We start from the raw sequence: 18259 nt of genomic DNA, 5'->3' as shown, positions 1-18259 counted from the left end.
TGTTAATGAACTCTCTAAAAAAGTCAGCAGTAGATAAACCGTTGGTCAATAAGCGCTCAGCAGAAAAAAAAGAGACCACGAAAAAGAAACCAGCTGGTGGAAAAAAAGCCACGACGACAAAAAAAGCGGCTGTAAAACCGAAAAAACGAACCACAACCAAGTGTAAAAAGGCAGCGAAAGAGAAACGTAGCTGGTTACGAATTTTGTGGGGCGTGAGTTGGAAAAGCGGTATTGCGGTCATCGCGTTATTGATTTTTATTGGCGTGTATCTTGATTCCGTTGTGAAGCAGAGATTTGAAGGTCAGCTATTTGATTTGCCTACGGTGGTTTATGCGAGAGTGTTGAACTTGGCTCCGGGTCAAGAGGTGGCGCTTAAGCAAGTTCAAAATGAGTTGGATGTGCTCAATTATCGTAAGGTTCGTCAACCTCGTCATCCAGGTGATTACTCCTCTTCGTCCACCAAAATAGAGGTGATTCGTAGGCCATTCGAATTTACAGATGGGCCGGAGCCGGATCGTCACGTCATGTTACATTTTGATAAGACGAGCCTTACGCGCATTCAATCGTTAGAACAAGATCAGGACATGGGCTACTTGCGCATTGAGCCGAAGATGCTTGGGATGCTAGAAAAAGGCAAAGACGAACAACGACTATTCTTACGCCGTGAGCAGTTCCCCGAAGTAATGGTAGACGCATTGCTCGTGACAGAAGATCGCTATTTTTATCAGCATGAAGGGGTTTCGCCTGTTGCGATTGCCCGTGCTCTGGTGGCGAATATCAAAGCGGGTCGTACGGTTCAAGGGGGAAGTACATTAACTCAACAACTTGCCAAAAACTTATTTCTATCAAGAGAAAAAACATTATGGCGAAAAGTACGGGAAGCGTATATCGCATTGATTTTGGACTACCGTTATAGCAAAGACCGAATCTTAGAAGCGTACTTGAATGAAGTCTATTTAGGACAAAGTGGTGGCGAAGCAATTCATGGTTTTGGGCTGGCTTCGAGGCTCTATTTCGGACAACCGATTCAAGAGTTGCGTATCGACCAATTAGCCTTGCTGGTTGGGATGGTGAAAGGTCCTTCCTATTACAACCCTGTCCGCTACCCTGAACGCGCTAAGAAACGTCGCGACTTAGTACTTCGCCTTATGATGCAGCAAGATACTCTCACGGCCAGTCAGTATGAAGAAGCCGCTCGCAGGCCGCTTGATATTCAAGATAATCCACGTATTGCTAGCCGCCAGCCCGCCTATTTCCAACAATTGAAAATAGAGTTAAATGAATCTCTGGGAACACGGTTCCATTCGGATTCAGGGTTGCGTGTGTTCACGTCACTTGATCCTGTTTCTCAAGTGAAATTAGAGCAGGCAATTGGCAGAAAAGTACCGGAATTAGCCAAAAGGGCTGGCAAAGAGTTAGAGGCTGCTGCGATTGCGGTAGATCGCCATTCCGGCGAGATCCGCGCCATGGTCGGTGGAAAACGTACGGGATATGATGGCTTTAACCGAGCTTTAAATGCCAGCCGTCCAATCGGTTCACTTGTAAAACCAGCCATATACTTAACAGCGCTTGAACAGCCTGATAAGTATTCACTGGCTTCGACGTTAATGGATTCTCCTCTCAGCTTAAAAGGCAGCAAAGGGAGTGTTTGGTCCCCGCGTAATTTCGATCGTAAGTTCCGTGGTGAAGTGCCACTCTATCAAGCATTAGCAAAATCTCTGAATGTACCAACGGTCAGGTTAGGCATGCAGTTGGGGATAAAAGAGGTATCAAAAACATTAGTCAAATTGGGTGTGGATAACAGCGAAATTCGCCCCGTTCCATCGATGTTTTTAGGTTCATTTTCATTGACGCCTTACCAAGTGGCGCAGATGTACCAAACGCTGACCAATTCAGGTAAGAAAGCGCCACTTTCTGCATTGCGTTCTGTGGTTAATTTAGATGGCGATGTGTTGTATCAAACACTTCCAAGAGTATCGCAAGCGGTTGATCAGCAAGCCGCTTGGCTGACTACTTACGCGATGAAAAAAGGTGTGTCACAGGGGACGGGGCGCTTCCTTCAGAATCAATTCGCGTGGGCGGCGCTGGCTGGAAAAACAGGAACGAGTAACGACAGCCGAGACAGTTGGTTTGTTGGCGTTGATGGGCGTGAAGTCACGACCATCTGGTTAGGTCGTGATGACAATAAACCTACGACACTAACGGGCTCTAGCGGTGCATTGCGTGTATACGCTGATTACCTGCAACACCGCATTCCTGAAAAACTACGGTTGCCTTGGCCGAAGGGTATCGCTACTTTAGGCTTCTCTCCGACATCATCTGGCGGTTTAGAGCTTGATTGTGGTAGTGATTTTAAGCTGCCTGTTTGGGACAGTGAAGGTCAATTAAAACAAGGGTGTGAAAATCGACCACAACAATGGCTTAAAAAATTATTCCAGTGGTAGGTTAAGGTTTATTTGGGGAAGTTCTTCGTATTAGTGCCCTTTGGCATAAAGGCTATTTTTCATAAGAGCTATTTTTAATAAGAACTGTCTCTCATAAGAGCTATTTTGCATTAAAGCTTTTTCGCATAGGTAAGTAAAAACGTACTTTTATATAAGGATTTTGGAATGGCGCGTCAGTACAATTTAGGATTCCTATTAATATTGAGCAGTTTACTGCCAGCCTCTAGTGCATGGGCATTAGACGTTTCTGAAAAGGAAGCATCGCGCCCTAAGGTTGCTGTTGTATTAGCAGGCGGTGGTGCGAAGGGAGCGGCTCATATTGGTGTATTAAAAGCACTTGAAGAGATGCAAATCCCGGTTGATTACATTGCAGGAACCAGCATGGGAGCCTATGTAGGCGGCTTGTACGCGATGGGAATGAGTGCAGATGAAATTGAAAGCTTTGTCTATACCATCAATTGGAATTCTGGGTATCGAGACCGTGTGGACCGTAGCCAACGTCGTGTACGAGATAAAGAGTATGAAGATAGATATCAACTCACAACCGACATAGGATTACGTTGGGGAGAAGTTCGAGCACCAAAAGGGGTAGTGCAAGGGCAAAATATGTTACGCATTTTGAGGGAAACGACAGGTAACTTGCCGCCGTTTGACTCATTTGATGATCTTGTGATCCCTTATCGTTCTGTCTCTACCGATATCATAGAACTACAACAAGTGATCATGAAAGACGGTTATTTGGTCGATGCCATGATGTCTAGTATGTCGGTTCCTGGTGCGCTGCCTCCGTATGAAGTCAATGGACAGATGCTTGTCGATGGTGGCGTCACCAACAATATGCCTGTCGACGTTGCTCGTGCAATGGGGGCTGATATTGTTATCGCGGTTGATATTAGTACGGATTATAAAGGGGAAGATGATTTTACGACGTTTTTAACAGCTGCGGATCAGCTTTCCAATTATCTAGTTCGTCGTAGCACTCACAAGCAAGCTGAAACGTTGACTGATGATGATTTTTATATCCAACCAGATGTTGGGGATATGGAGACCACTGAATTTGATAAAATGCCGGACGCTTACCAAAAGGGTTATTTAGAAACTCTCAAAGTGAAAGATAAATTAGCGGCGTTATCGCTTTCAAATCGAAACTATCAAATTTATATCGATCATATACAAGATCGCAGAAAGACGTTGCAATTTGGTGATGAAACCGTTGTCGATGAGATAGTGGTGAACAATGAGACTCACTACAGTGACAAGCTTCTCGCTAACCGTTTAGATTTAAAGCCAGGACGGATTCTGAAAACGGGTGAGATAGAGAAAAGTGTTCAAGATCTTTATGCATTAGACCGATTTGAATTGATCACTTACCGTTACGATCAAGTCGATGGTGTGAATCAAGTTATCTTTGATGTTGATGAAAAGTCCTGGGGCCCAAATTACGTCAATTTCAGATTTTTCCTTGAGGATGATTTCGCAACTAAAAGCCAGTATTCGATCGGACTTTCCAGTAACTTTACCGATATTAACTCTCATGGTGCAGAGCTACGAACCAACCTAGAGATGGGGACAGACAAACGAATTGAAGCCGAATTTTTTTCACCGATTCTTTCTGGGCAAAAGCTTTTTACGTCTACCAAACTGATATATAGCAATCAAAACCGAAATATCCCTTTGGACGGTTTTGATGACATGACTTTAGAAGGTTCTCGTGATTATTTGCCTGTCACCTTTCAAGAGGTGGTTGGAGAATTTGAGCTAGGATATCAAGCTGCGTTATGGCAAGAGTTTACCATCGGTGCTCGCTATACCGATGGCTCGGCGGAATATTCGACATTACCCTCTCTTGGCGATTTCAGGTTTACCCGAATGGGTGGGTTTGTCAGTTATCGATTGGACACATTAGATCACTATAGTTTACCAACAAAAGGGCTATATATTGATCTTGAATACTTGATTTCACATGATGATACCAATGGTTACGTTGACGACTCTTCAGAAGATATCACCGATACGGTTTATGAAATATCGGCTGAATTGCAAGCCGCAAGAAGCTATGAACGACATACTTTGGTCGCAAAAGCGGAATATGGTGTCGTAGAAAGTAAAAACTCACTAGTACCGATCGATCCTCGGGAGTTAGGCGGTTTCTTAAATTTATCGGGTATCTCAAGAAATAGCCTCATCGGACAGAACAAAGCTTTTGCAAGCCTAGTGTATCGTTACCGCTGGTTTGACAATGACTTCGGTCTGTTTGAATCCCCAGTCTACTTAGGGGCGTCGATCGAAAGAGGAGGCGTTTGGACGGATAATTCACTGAAGCTAAATGAAGCTCCTATGTATAACGCCGCGTCTATTTTTGCTGGCATCGATTCACCTATTGGGCCTGTGATGTTTGCTTATGGACGCACAGAAGAGGATTTCGACTCGGTGTATCTGATCATCGGAACGCCGTCTAAATAACCATTACCAGAAGTGCAAATTTGACGACTTAATAGGCCGAAATTATAAAACTTTAGTCTTAAGTTGCTATGTTGGTCAAAATGATAAGATTTTAATTTATCGTTAAATTTGCTATTCTCCCCACCACCGTTTGGTCTCTCTGGTGTTGTACATCAATGTGATTAGAGTGATGGACAATGGCAAAGGAGAGCCAAGTTTCCAAGGATGTTCACTCCCTTTTTCTTTAATAAAAAGAGTAAATAATGAGGGAGGAACCGCAATGAGAGGAAAAAGTCGTGCTTGAAGCCTATCGTAAACACGTCGCAGAGCGTGCTGCTGAAGGAGTCGTTCCGAGACCACTAGATGCTGAGCAAGTAGCCGCATTAATTGAACTGGTAAAGAATCCGCCACAAGGTGAAGAAGCGTTCCTTCTTGACCTACTAGAAAACCGTATTCCACCGGGTGTAGATGAAGCTGCTTATGTTAAAGCTGGTTTCCTTACGGCCATCACTAAAGGTGAAGTCGTTTCTCCACTAGTAAGTAAAGCAAAAGCGGCAGAACTGCTTGGCACTATGCAAGGCGGTTACAACATCGAATCTCTAGTCTCTCTACTAGACGATGCCGAACTTGCTCCAATCGCTGTTAAAGCACTGTCCCACACTCTACTGATGTTTGACGCGTTCTACGACGTAGAAGAGAAAGCGAAAGCAGGCAATGCTTCAGCACAGCAAGTACTCCAATCTTGGGCTGATGCCGAATGGTTTACGTCAAAAGAGAAAGTCGCAGAAAAAATCACGGTTAAAGTATTTAAAGTCACTGGTGAAACCAACACCGATGACCTATCGCCTGCGCCTGATGCATGGTCACGCCCTGATATTCCAGTGCACGCAAAAGCGATGCTGAAGATGGAACGTGAAGGTATTAATCCTGACGAACAGGGTAGCGTTGGTCCTATTACTCAAATTGAAGAAATGCAAAAAGATGGCATTCCACTGGCTTATGTTGGTGATGTTGTTGGTACAGGTTCTTCACGTAAATCGGCAACGAACTCAGTACTTTGGTTTATGGGTGAAGATATCCCATTCGTACCAAACAAGCGTACTGGCGGTGTTTGTCTTGGTGGTAAAATTGCCCCAATCTTCTACAACACAATGGAAGACTCAGGTGCACTTCCAATTGAACTGAACGTACAAGACATGAACATGGGTGATGTGATTGATATCTACCCGTACGAAGGTGTTGTTCACAAAAACGGTTCTGTGATTTCAAACTTCGAACTAAGCAAGGTACTTCTTGATGAAGTGCGTGCTGGTGGTCGTATTCCGCTTATCATTGGTCGTGGCTTAACGGGTCGCGCACGTGATGCTCTAGGTCTAGAAGAAACCGATCTTTTTGCTAAACCAATCGACCCATCCGCATCAGATAAAGGCTACACGCTAGCTCAGAAGATGGTTGGTAAAGCATGTGGCGTTGAAGGTGTACGTGCTGGCCAGTACTGTGAACCTAAAATGACAACCGTAGGCTCGCAAGATACAACAGGCCCTATGACTCGTGATGAGCTTAAAGACCTTGCTTGTCTTGGCTTCTCAGCAGACCTTGTTATGCAGTCTTTCTGTCACACATCTGCATACCCGAAACCAGTCGATGTAAACACTCACCATACGCTGCCTGATTTCATTATGAACCGTGCGGGTGTTTCACTGCGTCCTGGTGATGGCGTTATCCACTCGTGGCTAAACCGTATGCTTCTTCCTGATACTGTTGGTACTGGTGGTGACTCGCATACTCGTTTCCCTCTAGGTATTTCATTCCCTGCGGGCTCAGGCTTAGTAGCATTTGCTGCGGCAACGGGTGTAATGCCTCTTGATATGCCTGAATCTATCTTGGTTCGTTTTAAAGGCGAAATGCAGCCGGGTATCACGCTACGTGACCTAGTACATGCCATTCCTCTTTACGGTATTAAGCAAGGTCTACTAACGGTAGAGAAAGCAGGTAAGATCAATGAATTCTCTGGTCGTGTACTAGAAATTGAAGGTGTTGAGCACCTATCTGTTGAGCAAGCATTTGAGCTTTCTGATGCATCTGCTGAGCGTTCGGCTGCAGGTTGTACAGTGAAGCTGTCTCAAGAGTCTATCGATGAGTACTTGAACTCGAATATCGTTATGCTTAAGTGGATGATTGCTGAAGGTTACGGTGATGTTCGTACGATTGAGCGTCGTATTACGGCAATGGAAGAGTGGTTAGCGAACCCTGAGTTGCTCTCTGCTGATTCTGATGCTGAATACGCTCATGTTATTGAGATTGATCTTGCTGATATCGATCAGCCAATTCTATGTGCACCAAACGATCCAGATGATGCTCGTCTTCTTTCTGACGTTCAAGGTACTGAGATTCAAGAAGTGTTCATCGGCTCTTGTATGACGAATATCGGTCACTTCCGTGCGGCAGGTAAGATGCTTGAAGAGTTCAATGGTTCTCTAAACACTCGCCTATGGGTGGCTCCGCCAACTAAGATGGATAAAGACCAACTCACAGAAGAAGGTTATTACGGCATCTTCGGTCGTGCTGGGGTGCGTATTGAAACTCCGGGTTGTTCTTTATGTATGGGTAACCAAGCACGTGTTGCTGATGCTTCTACGGTTATGTCGACGTCTACTCGTAACTTCCCGAACCGTTTGGGTACGGGGGCGAACGTTTATCTCGCTTCTGCTGAGCTTTCTGCTGTTGGTGCGATTCTAGGTCGAATTCCAACTAAAGAAGAGTACCTGGAGTACGCTGAGAAGATTAATGCGACCGCTGCGGATACATACCGTTATCTAAATTTCCATAAAATGGGTCAGTACACGGAAAAAGCAGACACTGTTATTTTCCAAGAACCAGCCTAGTTCCTCGTTATATTTGTAGCTGCAGCGTTGTTGACTGCGTACGTTCACCCTAATCACATAGAGCTTCTATGCTCATAGGGATGAACGTACTTGTCGCCTAGCTGCAACTCCAACTATTTAGAGGAACCCAAATGATAGAGCGTCTACTTCGGTAGGCGTTTTTTTTATGTCTGTATGTTAGGTGATGAGTGACTCGATCTCTTGGTGACTTCACTATATACTCTCGCCTCATTTTTTACCCTGTCTGTGATTAGCGCGTGGAGCCTTTATGGAATTCGAATTTACAAGAAACACTTTAATGGGTGAGTACTACGTAAAGTGCAGCATGGGGCATGAGATTATTGGTCGTTGGTTGCAAGAAGAGATTGGAACCAATAGACAGAAGATTGATCAAGTCTGTGCGTTACTTGATGAGGCTCAACTGCGAACGTCGAAAGAACAAAAATTATTAGGGACAGAAATTAGCCTCGTCATTTGTGAAGATGAAGTAACCGTTCAAGAAAATAGTTTAGATCATGATGCTGAGTTGGAAGAGCAGCATAGCGAATATGATTATTATAACTGTGAAAGTACCGCAAGTTGTGGCCTAGAAGATTTTGAGTTATTGATTGAACGTTGGAAAGATTTTATTGGTTATGTCTAGGATAAATTAAGTTTTGCACCGCTTTGGAGCTATAGCGGATTGCGCATTATATTTGGGAAAGAGCTGCACCGAACTGGTGCAGCTCTTTTTTTATATATCGATGAAAATGCACCTAATTGTTATTTATCAATGAGTTATTGATTTGGCATGCAACTTGATTATTAGAAAGTGTAAAAGGAATAATTTTCGAGGGAACGATATGAAATTGATTAATGCGATAGTGAAACCATTCAAGTTAGATGATGTGCGTGAAGCGTTGGCGGAGGCTGGAATCGAAGGAATGACGGTTTCTGAAGTAAAAGGCTTTGGTCGTCAAAAGGGTCATACAGAGCTTTATCGTGGCGCTGAATATCAAGTGGACTTTTTGCCAAAGGTTAAATTAGAAATCGCCACTCAAGCAGAGAATGTGGATAGAGTGGTTGAAGCGATTACCAAGGCTGCTCATACAGGAAAAATCGGTGATGGTAAGATTTTTGTGTATGACCTAAGCCAAGCCGTGCGAATTCGTACTGGTGAAATGGATGCTGAAGCACTTTAAAGAAAGACAAGGATTGGAGACTTAATATGGAACTTACAACAACAGTAACGGAACTACGTTACGCACTAGACACTTTTTTCTTCCTCATTTCAGGTGCGTTAGTCATGTGGATGGCAGCAGGCTTCGCGATGTTAGAGGCTGGCCTAGTTCGTTCAAAGAACACCACAGAAATTTTAACTAAGAACATTTGTTTGTACGCGATTGCTTGTACCACTTTCTTAGTCGTTGGTTACAACATTATGTATGTAGATAACGGTGAAGGCGGCTGGTTACCCTCCTTTGGTACTCTAATTGGCACGCAAGGCGAAGGCGCAGACCACTCTCTAGAGTCTGATTTCTTCTTCCAGGTTGTATTCGTGGCAACCGCTATGTCTGTGGTATCGGGTGCCGTTGCTGAACGTATGAAGCTTTGGTCATTCCTTATCTTCTCTGTGGTACTGACAGCGTTTATCTACCCAATGGAAGGTTACTGGACTTGGGGTGGTGGTTTCTTATCTGAGGCTGGTTTCAGTGACTTCGCAGGTTCAGGTATCGTACACATGGCTGGTGCTGCTGCGGCGTTAGCGGGCGTTTTACTACTGGGGGCTCGTAAAGGTAAATATGGTAAGAACGGTGAAATTTACCCGATTCCTGGTTCAAACATGCCGCTTGCAACGTTAGGTACCTTTATTCTTTGGTTCGGTTGGTTCGGTTTTAATGGCGGCTCTCAATTGATGGTTTCAGATTTCGAGAACGCGACAGCTGTGGGGCAAATCTTCTTAAACACTAACGCAGCAGCGGCTGCTGGCGCGATTGCAGCACTACTAGTATGTAAAACCACTTGGGGTAAAGCAGACTTAACAATGGTATTGAATGGTGCGTTAGCAGGTCTAGTGGCAATCACTGCAGATCCTCTTTCACCGTCGCCACTCTATGCGGTTGCGATTGGTGTTGGTGCGGGTGCATTAGTAGTATTTAGTATTATCGCTCTTGATAAAGTGAAAGTTGATGATCCGGTTGGCGCGATTTCAGTGCATGGTGTATGTGGTTTCTTTGGCTTGATGGTAGTTCCGTTTAGCAATGCTGATGCGTCATTCGGTGCTCAATTGTTAGGTGCTGCAGTTATCTTTGCATGGGTATTTGGTGCGAGTTTAGTAGTATGGGCCGTGTTGAAAGCCACAATGGGAATTCGTGTGACAGAAGACGAAGAGCAAGAAGGAATGGATATGCACGATTGTGGAGTAGGGGCTTATCCTGAGTTTGTGACTGTGAAATAGAGATCACAATTTCAGCTATTGTTTCGTAGTTAATAACAAACCTGTCATTAGTTGGCAGGTTTTTTTGTCACAGATCATTGTATTCTAAATAAAGATGAATATAATAACGCGACTGATAAACGTTATCATTACGAAACTCAAGGAACTCGATGATGAAAAAACTGCTAACTCTTTCAGCGCTCGCTTGTAGCGTATTAACATCAACTGCAATGGCTGCTGAAGAAGTAAACGTCTACTCTTACCGTCAACCTTTCTTAGTTGAGCCTATGTTTAAAGAATTCACTAAAGAAACGGGCATCAAGGTAAATGTGAAGTTTGCTAAAAAGGGCCTAGCAGAAAAGTTAGCTCAAGAAGGTGAATACAGCCCAGCGGACGTTGTATTAACTACGGATATCAGCCGTCTTGCTGAATTGACGAACAAGAACCTTGTTCAAGCAGTAGAAAGCAAAATTATCGAAGCGAACGTTCCTGCGCAATATCAAGATAAAGAAAATGAATGGTTTGCTCTGACACTGCGTACACGTAATGTTTACTCATCACGTGACCGTGTTGGTAAATTAGGTCAAGAATTTAACTACTCAGATCTAGTTAATCCTGAATTCAAAGGCAAGATTTGTACACGTAGTGGTAAGCACCCATACAATGTCTCTTTAGTTTCATCAATGATTGCTCATAAAGGTGAAGCTGAAACAAAAGCATGGCTTGAGGGTGTGAAAGCAAACTTAGCTCGTAAGCCTCAAGGAAACGACCGCGCACAAGTAAAAGCGATTAAAGAAGGTCTATGTGACGTTTCTTTAGGTAATAGCTACTACCTAGGTAAGATGGTTAACGATAAAGATCAAAAAGCATGGGCAGATTCAGTTTATATTAACTTCCCAGGCCAAGCTGCTCAAGGCACACACGTTAATATCAGCGGTATGGCTCTTGCTAAATTTGCACCAAACAAAGACAACGCAGTTAAGCTAATGGAATTCCTAACGGGTGATGTAGCTCAGCAGATGTATGCAGAAGTGAACTATGAGTACCCTGTAAAAGTGGGCGTTAAGCGTTCTGAACTTGTAGCTTCATGGGGTGATTTCAATGCCGATAAGCTATCTTTAGATGATATCGCATCACACCATGCAGACGCGATTAAACTTCTAGATGAAGTGAAATTTGACCTTTAATTGAAACTAAGGGTATAACAGTACCCTTATTTTTAAAGGAGTATGAGATGTATTTGCCATGGTAAATATGTCTCATAGCCTTGATGTAATTAGGCAATGAAAGAAAAAAACTCTTTATGGAAAACCAGTAGTGGGAGCCTTGCTCTATTACTGGTTTTGCCGATCTTAGCGATCTTCTATACCGCTGTTGGTGAAACTGACGATGTGTTTTCTCATCTGATGTCCACAGTGATGCCCACCTATACTTATAATACCGTCATGCTCGTTGTGGGGGTGATGTTCCTTTCTCTCATTTTTGGTATTCCAAGTGCTTGGATCATGGCGATGTGCCGTATCCCAAGCGAAAAATGGTTGCAGTGGGCACTTGTACTGCCGCTGGCGATGCCGGGTTATATTATTGGCTATATCTTTACGGATTGGTTTGATTTTGCCGGTCCAATACAAGTCTGGTTGCGGGACATTACAGGTTGGGGCCCCGGAGAGTACTGGTTCCCTGATATTCGAACATTGGCTGGGGCAACAGTTGTCCTTTCGTTAGTGTTATATCCTTACGTCTACCTACTATGCCGTGCCGCTTTTATGGAGCAAAGCATCTCTTTGTTGCAGTCAGCAAGGTTGCTTAAATGCTCTCCTTGGGAAAGCTTTCGTCGAATTTCATTACCTCTCGTTCGCCCATCTATAGCTGTTGCCCTTTCGTTAGTCGCAATGGAAACCTTAGGGGATTTTGGTACGGTGAGTTATTTTGCGGTCAGCACGCTCACGACAGCGGTATATGATACTTGGCTTGGGTATTCAAATTTAACTGCTGCGGCTAAAATTTCTGCCTTAATGTTAGTGATCGTCATTATTCTATTAAGTGCTGAGCGGTATAGCCGTCGTAAGCAAAAATTGTTTCAGAATCAATTTAGCAGCCATGATGACTTTCGTTATGAATTACAAGGTTGGAAGAAGTGGCTAGCCCTAGTATGGTGCTGGGGATTAGTTGGCGTCGCTTTCATCTTTCCACTGATGCAACTGATCATTTATGCGTACAAATATTTTGCTCAAAGCTGGACGCCGGAGTTTCGTGAATTCGCGATAAACAGTTTGCAAGTTTCTCTTTCGGCTGCGTTTTTTGGTGTGTTAGTCGCATTGGTTGTGAATTTTTACCATCGCCTAAGTCCAAACCGTATTAGTCTCGGATTTATGCGTTTCTCTTCTCTGGGCTATGCTGTCCCTGGAACAGTGCTGGCGATAGGGGTTATGGTAACCGTGTTGGTGATGGATCACTCAATCAATGATTTCGCTAAATACATGGAGTGGGGACGACCTGGGCTTATTTTTTCTGGTTCAATGTTCGCTTTGATTTTTGCTCTTGTTGTGCGCTTTTCAGCGGTGGCAATCGGCAGTATTGAAAGTAGCCTAAATAAAGTACCCCCCTCACTTGATATGGCATCAAGAACAATGGGATGTAACGCCAACCAAATGTTACGTCGGGTGCATTTCCCACTGATCAAGCGTGGAGCATTGATTGCGGGTTTATTAGTGTTTATTGAATCAATGAAAGAGCTTAATGCTGCTCTGTTATTGCGTCCTTTTAACTTTGAAACGTTGGCCACCTATGTGTACAACTACGCATCAGACGAGCACTTAGAGCTTGCTGCTTTGCCTGCGGTATTATTGGTCTTAGTGGGGTTAATTCCTCTTGTTATTGTTAACCGTTCTTTGGAGAAAACTCACTAATGAGCTGTGCATTATCGATTCAAAACTTAACCTGTAAATATGACTCTCAAACAATATTAGAGTCGTTATCTTTGGATGTTGAGCATGGTGAAATTGTTTGTCTTTTAGGGGCGAGTGGCTGTGGCAAAACGACCTTACTAAAAGCGATTGCAGGCTTGCTTCCACTAAGTAGTGGAGTGATGAGTTTAAACTGTTTGACGATTGATGACGGTGAAAACTGGCTGCCTCCGGAGCAGCGTAATATCGGTATGATCTTTCAAGACTATGCGCTTTTCCCTCATTTGACGGTGGCTGATAATATTGCGTTTGGCTTGCGAGATCTCTCATCTGAGTCTCGACGCGAAAAGATCGAAGAGATGTTGAGTTTAGTTCACCTCGACGGTTACGGTGATCGATACCCACATCAGTTGTCTGGTGGACAGCAACAGCGTGTGGCGATTGCTCGTTCGTTAGCTTACAAACCCGATCTATTGTTGCTTGATGAACCGTTTTCCAATATTGATACTCAAGTCCGTCATGAGCTAATTAGTCAGATCCGTAAGATTTTTAAAAAGCAGGGTGTCACCGCAATTTTTGTGACTCACTCTAGAGAGGAAGCGTTCGCTTTTGCTGATAAAATGGCGGTGATGAATCATGGTGTCATTGAGCAGTACGGCACGGCTTCGGAGTTGTACTATCAACCTTCAAGTAAGTTTGTGGCAGATTTTCTTGGTGGCGGAAGCTATGTGTCTGCAACACGAATCTCTTTGACCGAGTTTCAAACGGCACTGGGTGTCGTCGAAGCTCAAATCAAAACAGAGGTCGCAATTAATGCTGAATGTGAGTTGTTACTTCGCCCGCAACATATCCAAATTACAGCGACGGAAGAGAGTTCTGTCTTTGTGTTAGAACAGCACTTCATGGGTGATCATTGCCGTTATGTTATTGAAGCAAATGGTAATCGGCTACTCGCAAGTTCAACTGAGGCATTAGTGATAGGGCAAGCGGTCTCTGTGCATGTGGATATGAATGGCGTGTTAGCTTTTTAGCTAAAAGGCTAGTTCTTCAAATGCGATTACTTTAAATGTAATGGCTCCAACATGATTAGCCAAATACTATTAGCCGAAATGTTATTGCCTAGATAGAAAAAGGCCCAGCGCATTCACGCTGGGCAAGTGCTCTTCACCTATAGGGAGCTCATTGAGCAGGTGTACAAGTGAGAACTCCTACAAAGCGAGGAAGTCTTTTACTTGTTGAAGAACACGTTCTGCAGTGTCTTTATCTGCCATTTCAGAAAAAATTCTTAGCAGTGGTTCTGTTCCAGAGAAGCGAGCAATGACCCAACCTCCGTTTTTAAAGTAAACTTTTGCGCCATCTTCATAGCTCACTTTTTCTATTTCGAACTCAAAATCTGGCAGTTTTTTCTCAATATAAATCTTGTCATACAGCACCTCTTTTTGAGCAGGTTTGAACGTACAGTCGCCCTCGGCGGTGTAGGCGTAACCGTACTTTCTGTAGATCTCATCAAGCAGTTCCGATAATTTTTTCCCGGTAGAGCTGATCATTTCGACAAGCAAGCTTGATGCAAAGACGCCATCTTTGCCTTTAATGTGACCTCGAATAGTTAAACCACCAGAGCTCTCGCCACCAAGAAGTGAGTCATCGGCTTCCATTTGTGAACTGATGTGCTTAAAGCCCACTGGAACCTCAAAGCATTTTTCGTCATGATCTGCGGCAATTTTATCAAGTAAGTGAGTTGTGGCGATATTTCTGACTACAGACCCTTTCCATCCTTTGTACTCAAGCAAGTAGTAATACAGCAGCATCAGGACTTCATTAGGATGAATAAAGTTACCTTTTTCATCAATGATACCTAAACGGTCTGCATCACCATCGGTACCGATTCCAATGTCGTAACCTTCCGCTGCCACTAGGTGCTTCAAACGATAAAGGGTCGAGGCATTAGGAGAAGGCATCAAGCCTCCAAAGTCAGGGTTTTTGCCATCGTTAATCACATCGACATCACAGCGGCCATTGATCAGAACGGTTTGTAATGCATTTTTCGCAACTCCAAACATTGGGTCAATCAATACTCTAAGGTTCGCTTTTTTGATTGATTCGATATCGATAAAGTCGATGATTGAGTCAACAAATTCATTCATCGGGTTGATGATTTCAATGGCTTTATCGTTGATAGCTTGTTCAAAATCGACGGATTCCACATCACTTAATTCTAAATTAGCTATCTGGTCTTCAATTTTTTGAGTAATAATTTCGTCAGCATCGCGCCCACCTTCAATGAAGATTTTTATACCGTTGTAATCGGCAGGATTATGTGAAGCCGTAATACAAGCTGAGTAGGCACAGCCCATCTCTTTCGCTTTAAACATTACGATTGGCGTTGGGACAAATCGATTAATGAAGCTGACTTTAATGCCATTTGCGGCGAGTACCTCAGCAAACCAACTAGCGGCTTTATCCGATAAAAATCGACGGTCATAGCCGATAATAAACCCTTTATCTGCCACTTGTTCATTTAACATGATATTGGCAACAGATTGAGCAACAAGACGAACATTGTCTTTCGTAAACTCTTCACCAATAAAGGCGCGCCAGCCACCTGTACCAAACTTGATCATAGTAGACATCCTATCTCTCTCACGCTCTAACGAGCAAAAATTAAAAGTAGGGGGATGATTCTCCCCCTAAAAATTAGCCTAGTATTACGACAACGTGGTTAACGCTCCCTTGTGGCTGTGCTGGAATTGCACCTTCGACCACCTCGCCATTTAGCGTGATGGTTTTTACGCCTTTGCTCACTGAATCTGGATTTTGTACTTCGATGTTATAAACCGCATCGCGCCATTCACGGCGAACTTCAAAACCAGGCCATGCATTTGGCACACACGGGTCAATCACAAGGCCATCAAAACCAAGGCGAACACCAAGCATAAAGTTGGTCACGGCGAAGTAAGCCCAACCTGAAGTTCCGGTTAGCCATGGGTGGTTTGCTCGCCCATGGTCTTGGTGATCACGTCCCATGATGAACTGTACGTATGAGTATGGTTCAGCGTAGCGAGTTTCAATCATGTCGTTTTGATTGTATGGGTTTAGAGCGTCATAGAACTTCATCGCTTGATCTCCGCGACCAAGCTTGGCTTCAGCAACCCATGCCCACGGGTTAGGGTGGGAGAAAATCGCGCCGTTCTCTTTTACACCTTGATAAACACGGGTAACAAAACCAATATCATCGTTGGGGGTGGAGAATGAAGGTGAGTTAAGGTGCAGGCCATATTCTGAGTAGAGGTGTTCATCGACAGAGTTCATTGCGATTTCACCGCGCTCTTGAGATACGGCACCAGACAGTACTGCCAGAGTGTTCGACTCTAGATGGATACGGCCTTCGGTCTGTTGTGCGGTACCAATTTTGTCGCCATCTTTGGTTAGACCGCGTATATACCAACCCCCTTCATCATCCCATAAGTGGGTTTCACAAGCTTGGCGTACGCCCTCTGCCATTGTGGTGTATGCATCTACATCGTCATTACGGCCAAGATATTTTGCTAGGTCGATAAATTCTTGTAGTGCCCAGTAGTGAAGGAAAGAGACCATCGATGACTCACCGCCACCTAGGTTCAGACAGTCATTCCAGTCGGCACGCAAACCTTTACAGATACCTGTATTACCGACGTATTGTGCCGAGAAGTCTAGCGCCGCTTTCATATGATCATAGACTGTTGCGATGCCACCATCAGCGTATGGGATCTCTTCATCAAAGAAAGTCTCTTCGCCTGTTTCCATCACGTATTTACAGATGGTTGGAACGATCCATAGGTGATCATCAGAACAGGTATCGTCAATACCATGTATCTTATCTTCATCGCTTGGCGTCGGGACAACCGTTGGTGATTTCGATGGCTCCACGTCAGCTTTCTCAGGATCAAACCAATCAGGATCAAATAGGTGTAAACCGTAACCCGCTTTTACTTGGCCTCTTAATAGATCAACTAAACGCTTACGTGTCATGCTTGGGTTTGAGTGGGGAACAGAGATTGCGTCTTGAGCCGTGTCACGATAACCAAGGCCAGTACGTCCTCCAACCTCGATAAAAGAGGCAAAGCGCGACCAAACAACACAGGTTTCCGCTTGATAAAGCGTCCATGTGTTGATCATGGTATCCAAGCCTTCATTTGGTGATTTCACTTGGAATTTATTACAACGTTGTTCCCAGTGATCTTTAATGCCAGCAAATGCCGCATCGATATTGGCTGGATCTTGATACTTTTTACGAAGTTTTGCGCCATTCCCTTTGCCTAAACCTAGAATGTAAGCAAAGCGAATCTCTTCTCCGGGTTGAATTACGAACTGTTTATGCAGTGAACCACAGTGGTTGTAACAAGTTTGTGCGCTGTTTGAGCACTTACCTTGTTCAACTGCAATGGGGTTCGCTTCATCACGGTAAGCGCCTAAGAAGTTATCACGCTGGCCATCGTAGCTATCTGGAGAGAATGTAGAGGCTAAATAGTAGAAGCCTTCAAAATCATTGGTGTTGTAGTAAAGATCGTATTCAATCACTCCATCTTTATATTCAGTGCCAGCAGAGTAGAGTGACATCTGGTGATTTTGATTGTCTGATTGAATATGACTAAATGAGAACTCCACAAATGAGAATGCACTGATGGTACGCGGCTTATCGCTAGTGTTTTTTAAGACCACATCCCAAACTTCCGCATCTTCACCTTTTGGTACAAATAGTGTTTTAGTTGCTTGAATGCCGTTGTAATCACATTTGAACTTTGAATATGACAAACCATGACGAACTTCATAACTTGCTTCATCTAAGCTTTTTGCAACGGGTTGCCATGAAATTGACCAGTAATCGCCAGTTTCATCATCGCGGAGGTAAACATAGTGTCCTGGACGATCAAATGATGCGTTTGGACGAAACTTAGTGACGCGATTGTGTTCAGGGGAGTTATAGAACGAATACCCCCCAGCATTGTGTGAAATAACGGTACAAAATTTCTCGGTCCCTAAATAATTTGTCCAAGGTGCAGGTACGTCAGGTCGTGTAATGACGTATTCACGATTTTCATTATCGAAATAGCCGTATTTCATGGTCTTTTCCTTTTTAACAAGCTGCAATGGGGAATGGGCAGCTAAAAATTCACAATTAGTATCGTT

General features: G+C 43.9%; 11 protein-coding genes. 9 read left to right on the top strand and 2 right to left on the bottom strand.

What is annotated here, in order from left to right; genetic code table 11:
• The first annotated feature begins 5 nt into the window (after positions 1-5).
• The 9 genes from mrcB to FCV43_RS14240 all read left to right on the top strand — a co-directional run bounded on the left by mrcB (position 6) and on the right by FCV43_RS14240 (position 14124).
• Positions 6-2444 carry a penicillin-binding protein 1B gene (mrcB, locus tag FCV43_RS14280; RefSeq protein WP_240697168.1) on the top strand — a complete coding sequence of 813 codons (2439 nt, stop codon included), beginning with the start codon at positions 6-8 and terminating at the stop codon, positions 2442-2444.
• Positions 2445-2609: 165 nt separating this feature from the next.
• A complete protein-coding gene (locus FCV43_RS14275; protein WP_136995563.1) occupies positions 2610-4907 on the top strand; it encodes a patatin-like phospholipase family protein in 2298 nt (765 codons plus the stop codon).
• Between the two features lie 275 nt (positions 4908-5182).
• The gene (gene acnB, locus FCV43_RS14270) at positions 5183-7771 is read left to right on the top strand and encodes a bifunctional aconitate hydratase 2/2-methylisocitrate dehydratase (protein WP_017054144.1); all 2589 of its coding nucleotides are present in this window, start codon (positions 5183-5185) and stop codon (positions 7769-7771) included.
• A 268-nt stretch (positions 7772-8039) separates the two neighbouring features.
• On the top strand, positions 8040-8414 hold the full coding sequence (locus FCV43_RS14265; RefSeq protein WP_113799235.1) for a YacL family protein: 375 nt from the start codon (positions 8040-8042) through the stop codon (positions 8412-8414).
• Positions 8415-8613: 199 nt separating this feature from the next.
• A complete protein-coding gene (locus FCV43_RS14260; protein ID WP_017054142.1) occupies positions 8614-8952 on the top strand; it encodes a P-II family nitrogen regulator in 339 nt (112 codons plus the stop codon).
• A gap of 26 nt (positions 8953-8978) precedes the next feature.
• A complete protein-coding gene (locus FCV43_RS14255; protein ID WP_136995562.1) occupies positions 8979-10208 on the top strand; it encodes an ammonium transporter in 1230 nt (409 codons plus the stop codon).
• A 152-nt stretch (positions 10209-10360) separates the two neighbouring features.
• The gene (locus FCV43_RS14250) at positions 10361-11374 is read left to right on the top strand and encodes a Fe(3+) ABC transporter substrate-binding protein (protein ID WP_136995561.1); all 1014 of its coding nucleotides are present in this window, start codon (positions 10361-10363) and stop codon (positions 11372-11374) included.
• 96 nt (positions 11375-11470) lie between these two features.
• On the top strand, positions 11471-13096 hold the full coding sequence (locus FCV43_RS14245) for an ABC transporter permease (RefSeq protein WP_136995560.1): 1626 nt from the start codon (positions 11471-11473) through the stop codon (positions 13094-13096).
• Positions 13096-14124, top strand: coding sequence for an ABC transporter ATP-binding protein (locus FCV43_RS14240; RefSeq protein ID WP_113799227.1), 1029 nt, complete (start codon positions 13096-13098; stop codon positions 14122-14124). The genes FCV43_RS14245 and FCV43_RS14240 overlap by 1 nt, the downstream gene beginning before the upstream one ends.
• Positions 14125-14301: 177 nt before the next feature.
• Here the strand turns inward: FCV43_RS14240 and FCV43_RS14235 are convergent, their stop codons facing one another.
• Together FCV43_RS14235 and FCV43_RS14230 are read right to left on the bottom strand one after the other, a co-directional pair.
• A complete protein-coding gene (locus tag FCV43_RS14235; protein WP_136995597.1) occupies positions 14302-15714 on the bottom strand; it encodes a phosphoglucomutase/phosphomannomutase family protein in 1413 nt (470 codons plus the stop codon).
• A gap of 73 nt (positions 15715-15787) precedes the next feature.
• Positions 15788-18193, bottom strand: coding sequence for a GH36-type glycosyl hydrolase domain-containing protein (locus FCV43_RS14230; RefSeq protein ID WP_136995559.1), 2406 nt, complete (start codon positions 18191-18193; stop codon positions 15788-15790).
• Positions 18194-18259 lie beyond the last annotated feature (66 nt).

It is taken from the genome of Vibrio genomosp. F6, assembly GCF_005146325.1.
GTDB classification, from domain to species: domain Bacteria; phylum Pseudomonadota; class Gammaproteobacteria; order Enterobacterales; family Vibrionaceae; genus Vibrio; species Vibrio cortegadensis.
The sequence above is the reverse complement of the archived record's forward strand: the minus strand, read 5'-3'. Positions and strand labels throughout refer to the sequence as shown.

Bases quoted from the DNA above. Each gene is read 5' to 3' on its own strand.
- mrcB (WP_240697168.1), top strand. From the start codon at position 6: ATGAACTCTCTAAAAAAGTCAGCAGTAGATAAACCGTTGGTCAATAAG.
- FCV43_RS14275 (WP_136995563.1), top strand. From the start codon at position 2,610: ATGGCGCGTCAGTACAATTTAGGATTCCTATTAATATTGAGCAGTTTA.
- FCV43_RS14265 (WP_113799235.1), top strand. From the start codon at position 8,040: ATGGAATTCGAATTTACAAGAAACACTTTAATGGGTGAGTACTACGTA.
- FCV43_RS14260 (WP_017054142.1), top strand. From the start codon at position 8,614: ATGAAATTGATTAATGCGATAGTGAAACCATTCAAGTTAGATGATGTG.
- FCV43_RS14255 (WP_136995562.1), top strand. From the start codon at position 8,979: ATGGAACTTACAACAACAGTAACGGAACTACGTTACGCACTAGACACT.
- FCV43_RS14250 (WP_136995561.1), top strand. From the start codon at position 10,361: ATGAAAAAACTGCTAACTCTTTCAGCGCTCGCTTGTAGCGTATTAACA.
- FCV43_RS14245 (WP_136995560.1), top strand. From the start codon at position 11,471: ATGAAAGAAAAAAACTCTTTATGGAAAACCAGTAGTGGGAGCCTTGCT.
- FCV43_RS14240 (WP_113799227.1), top strand. From the start codon at position 13,096: ATGAGCTGTGCATTATCGATTCAAAACTTAACCTGTAAATATGACTCT.
- FCV43_RS14235 (WP_136995597.1), bottom strand. From the start codon at position 15,714: ATGATCAAGTTTGGTACAGGTGGCTGGCGCGCCTTTATTGGTGAAGAG.
- FCV43_RS14230 (WP_136995559.1), bottom strand. From the start codon at position 18,193: ATGAAATACGGCTATTTCGATAATGAAAATCGTGAATACGTCATTACA.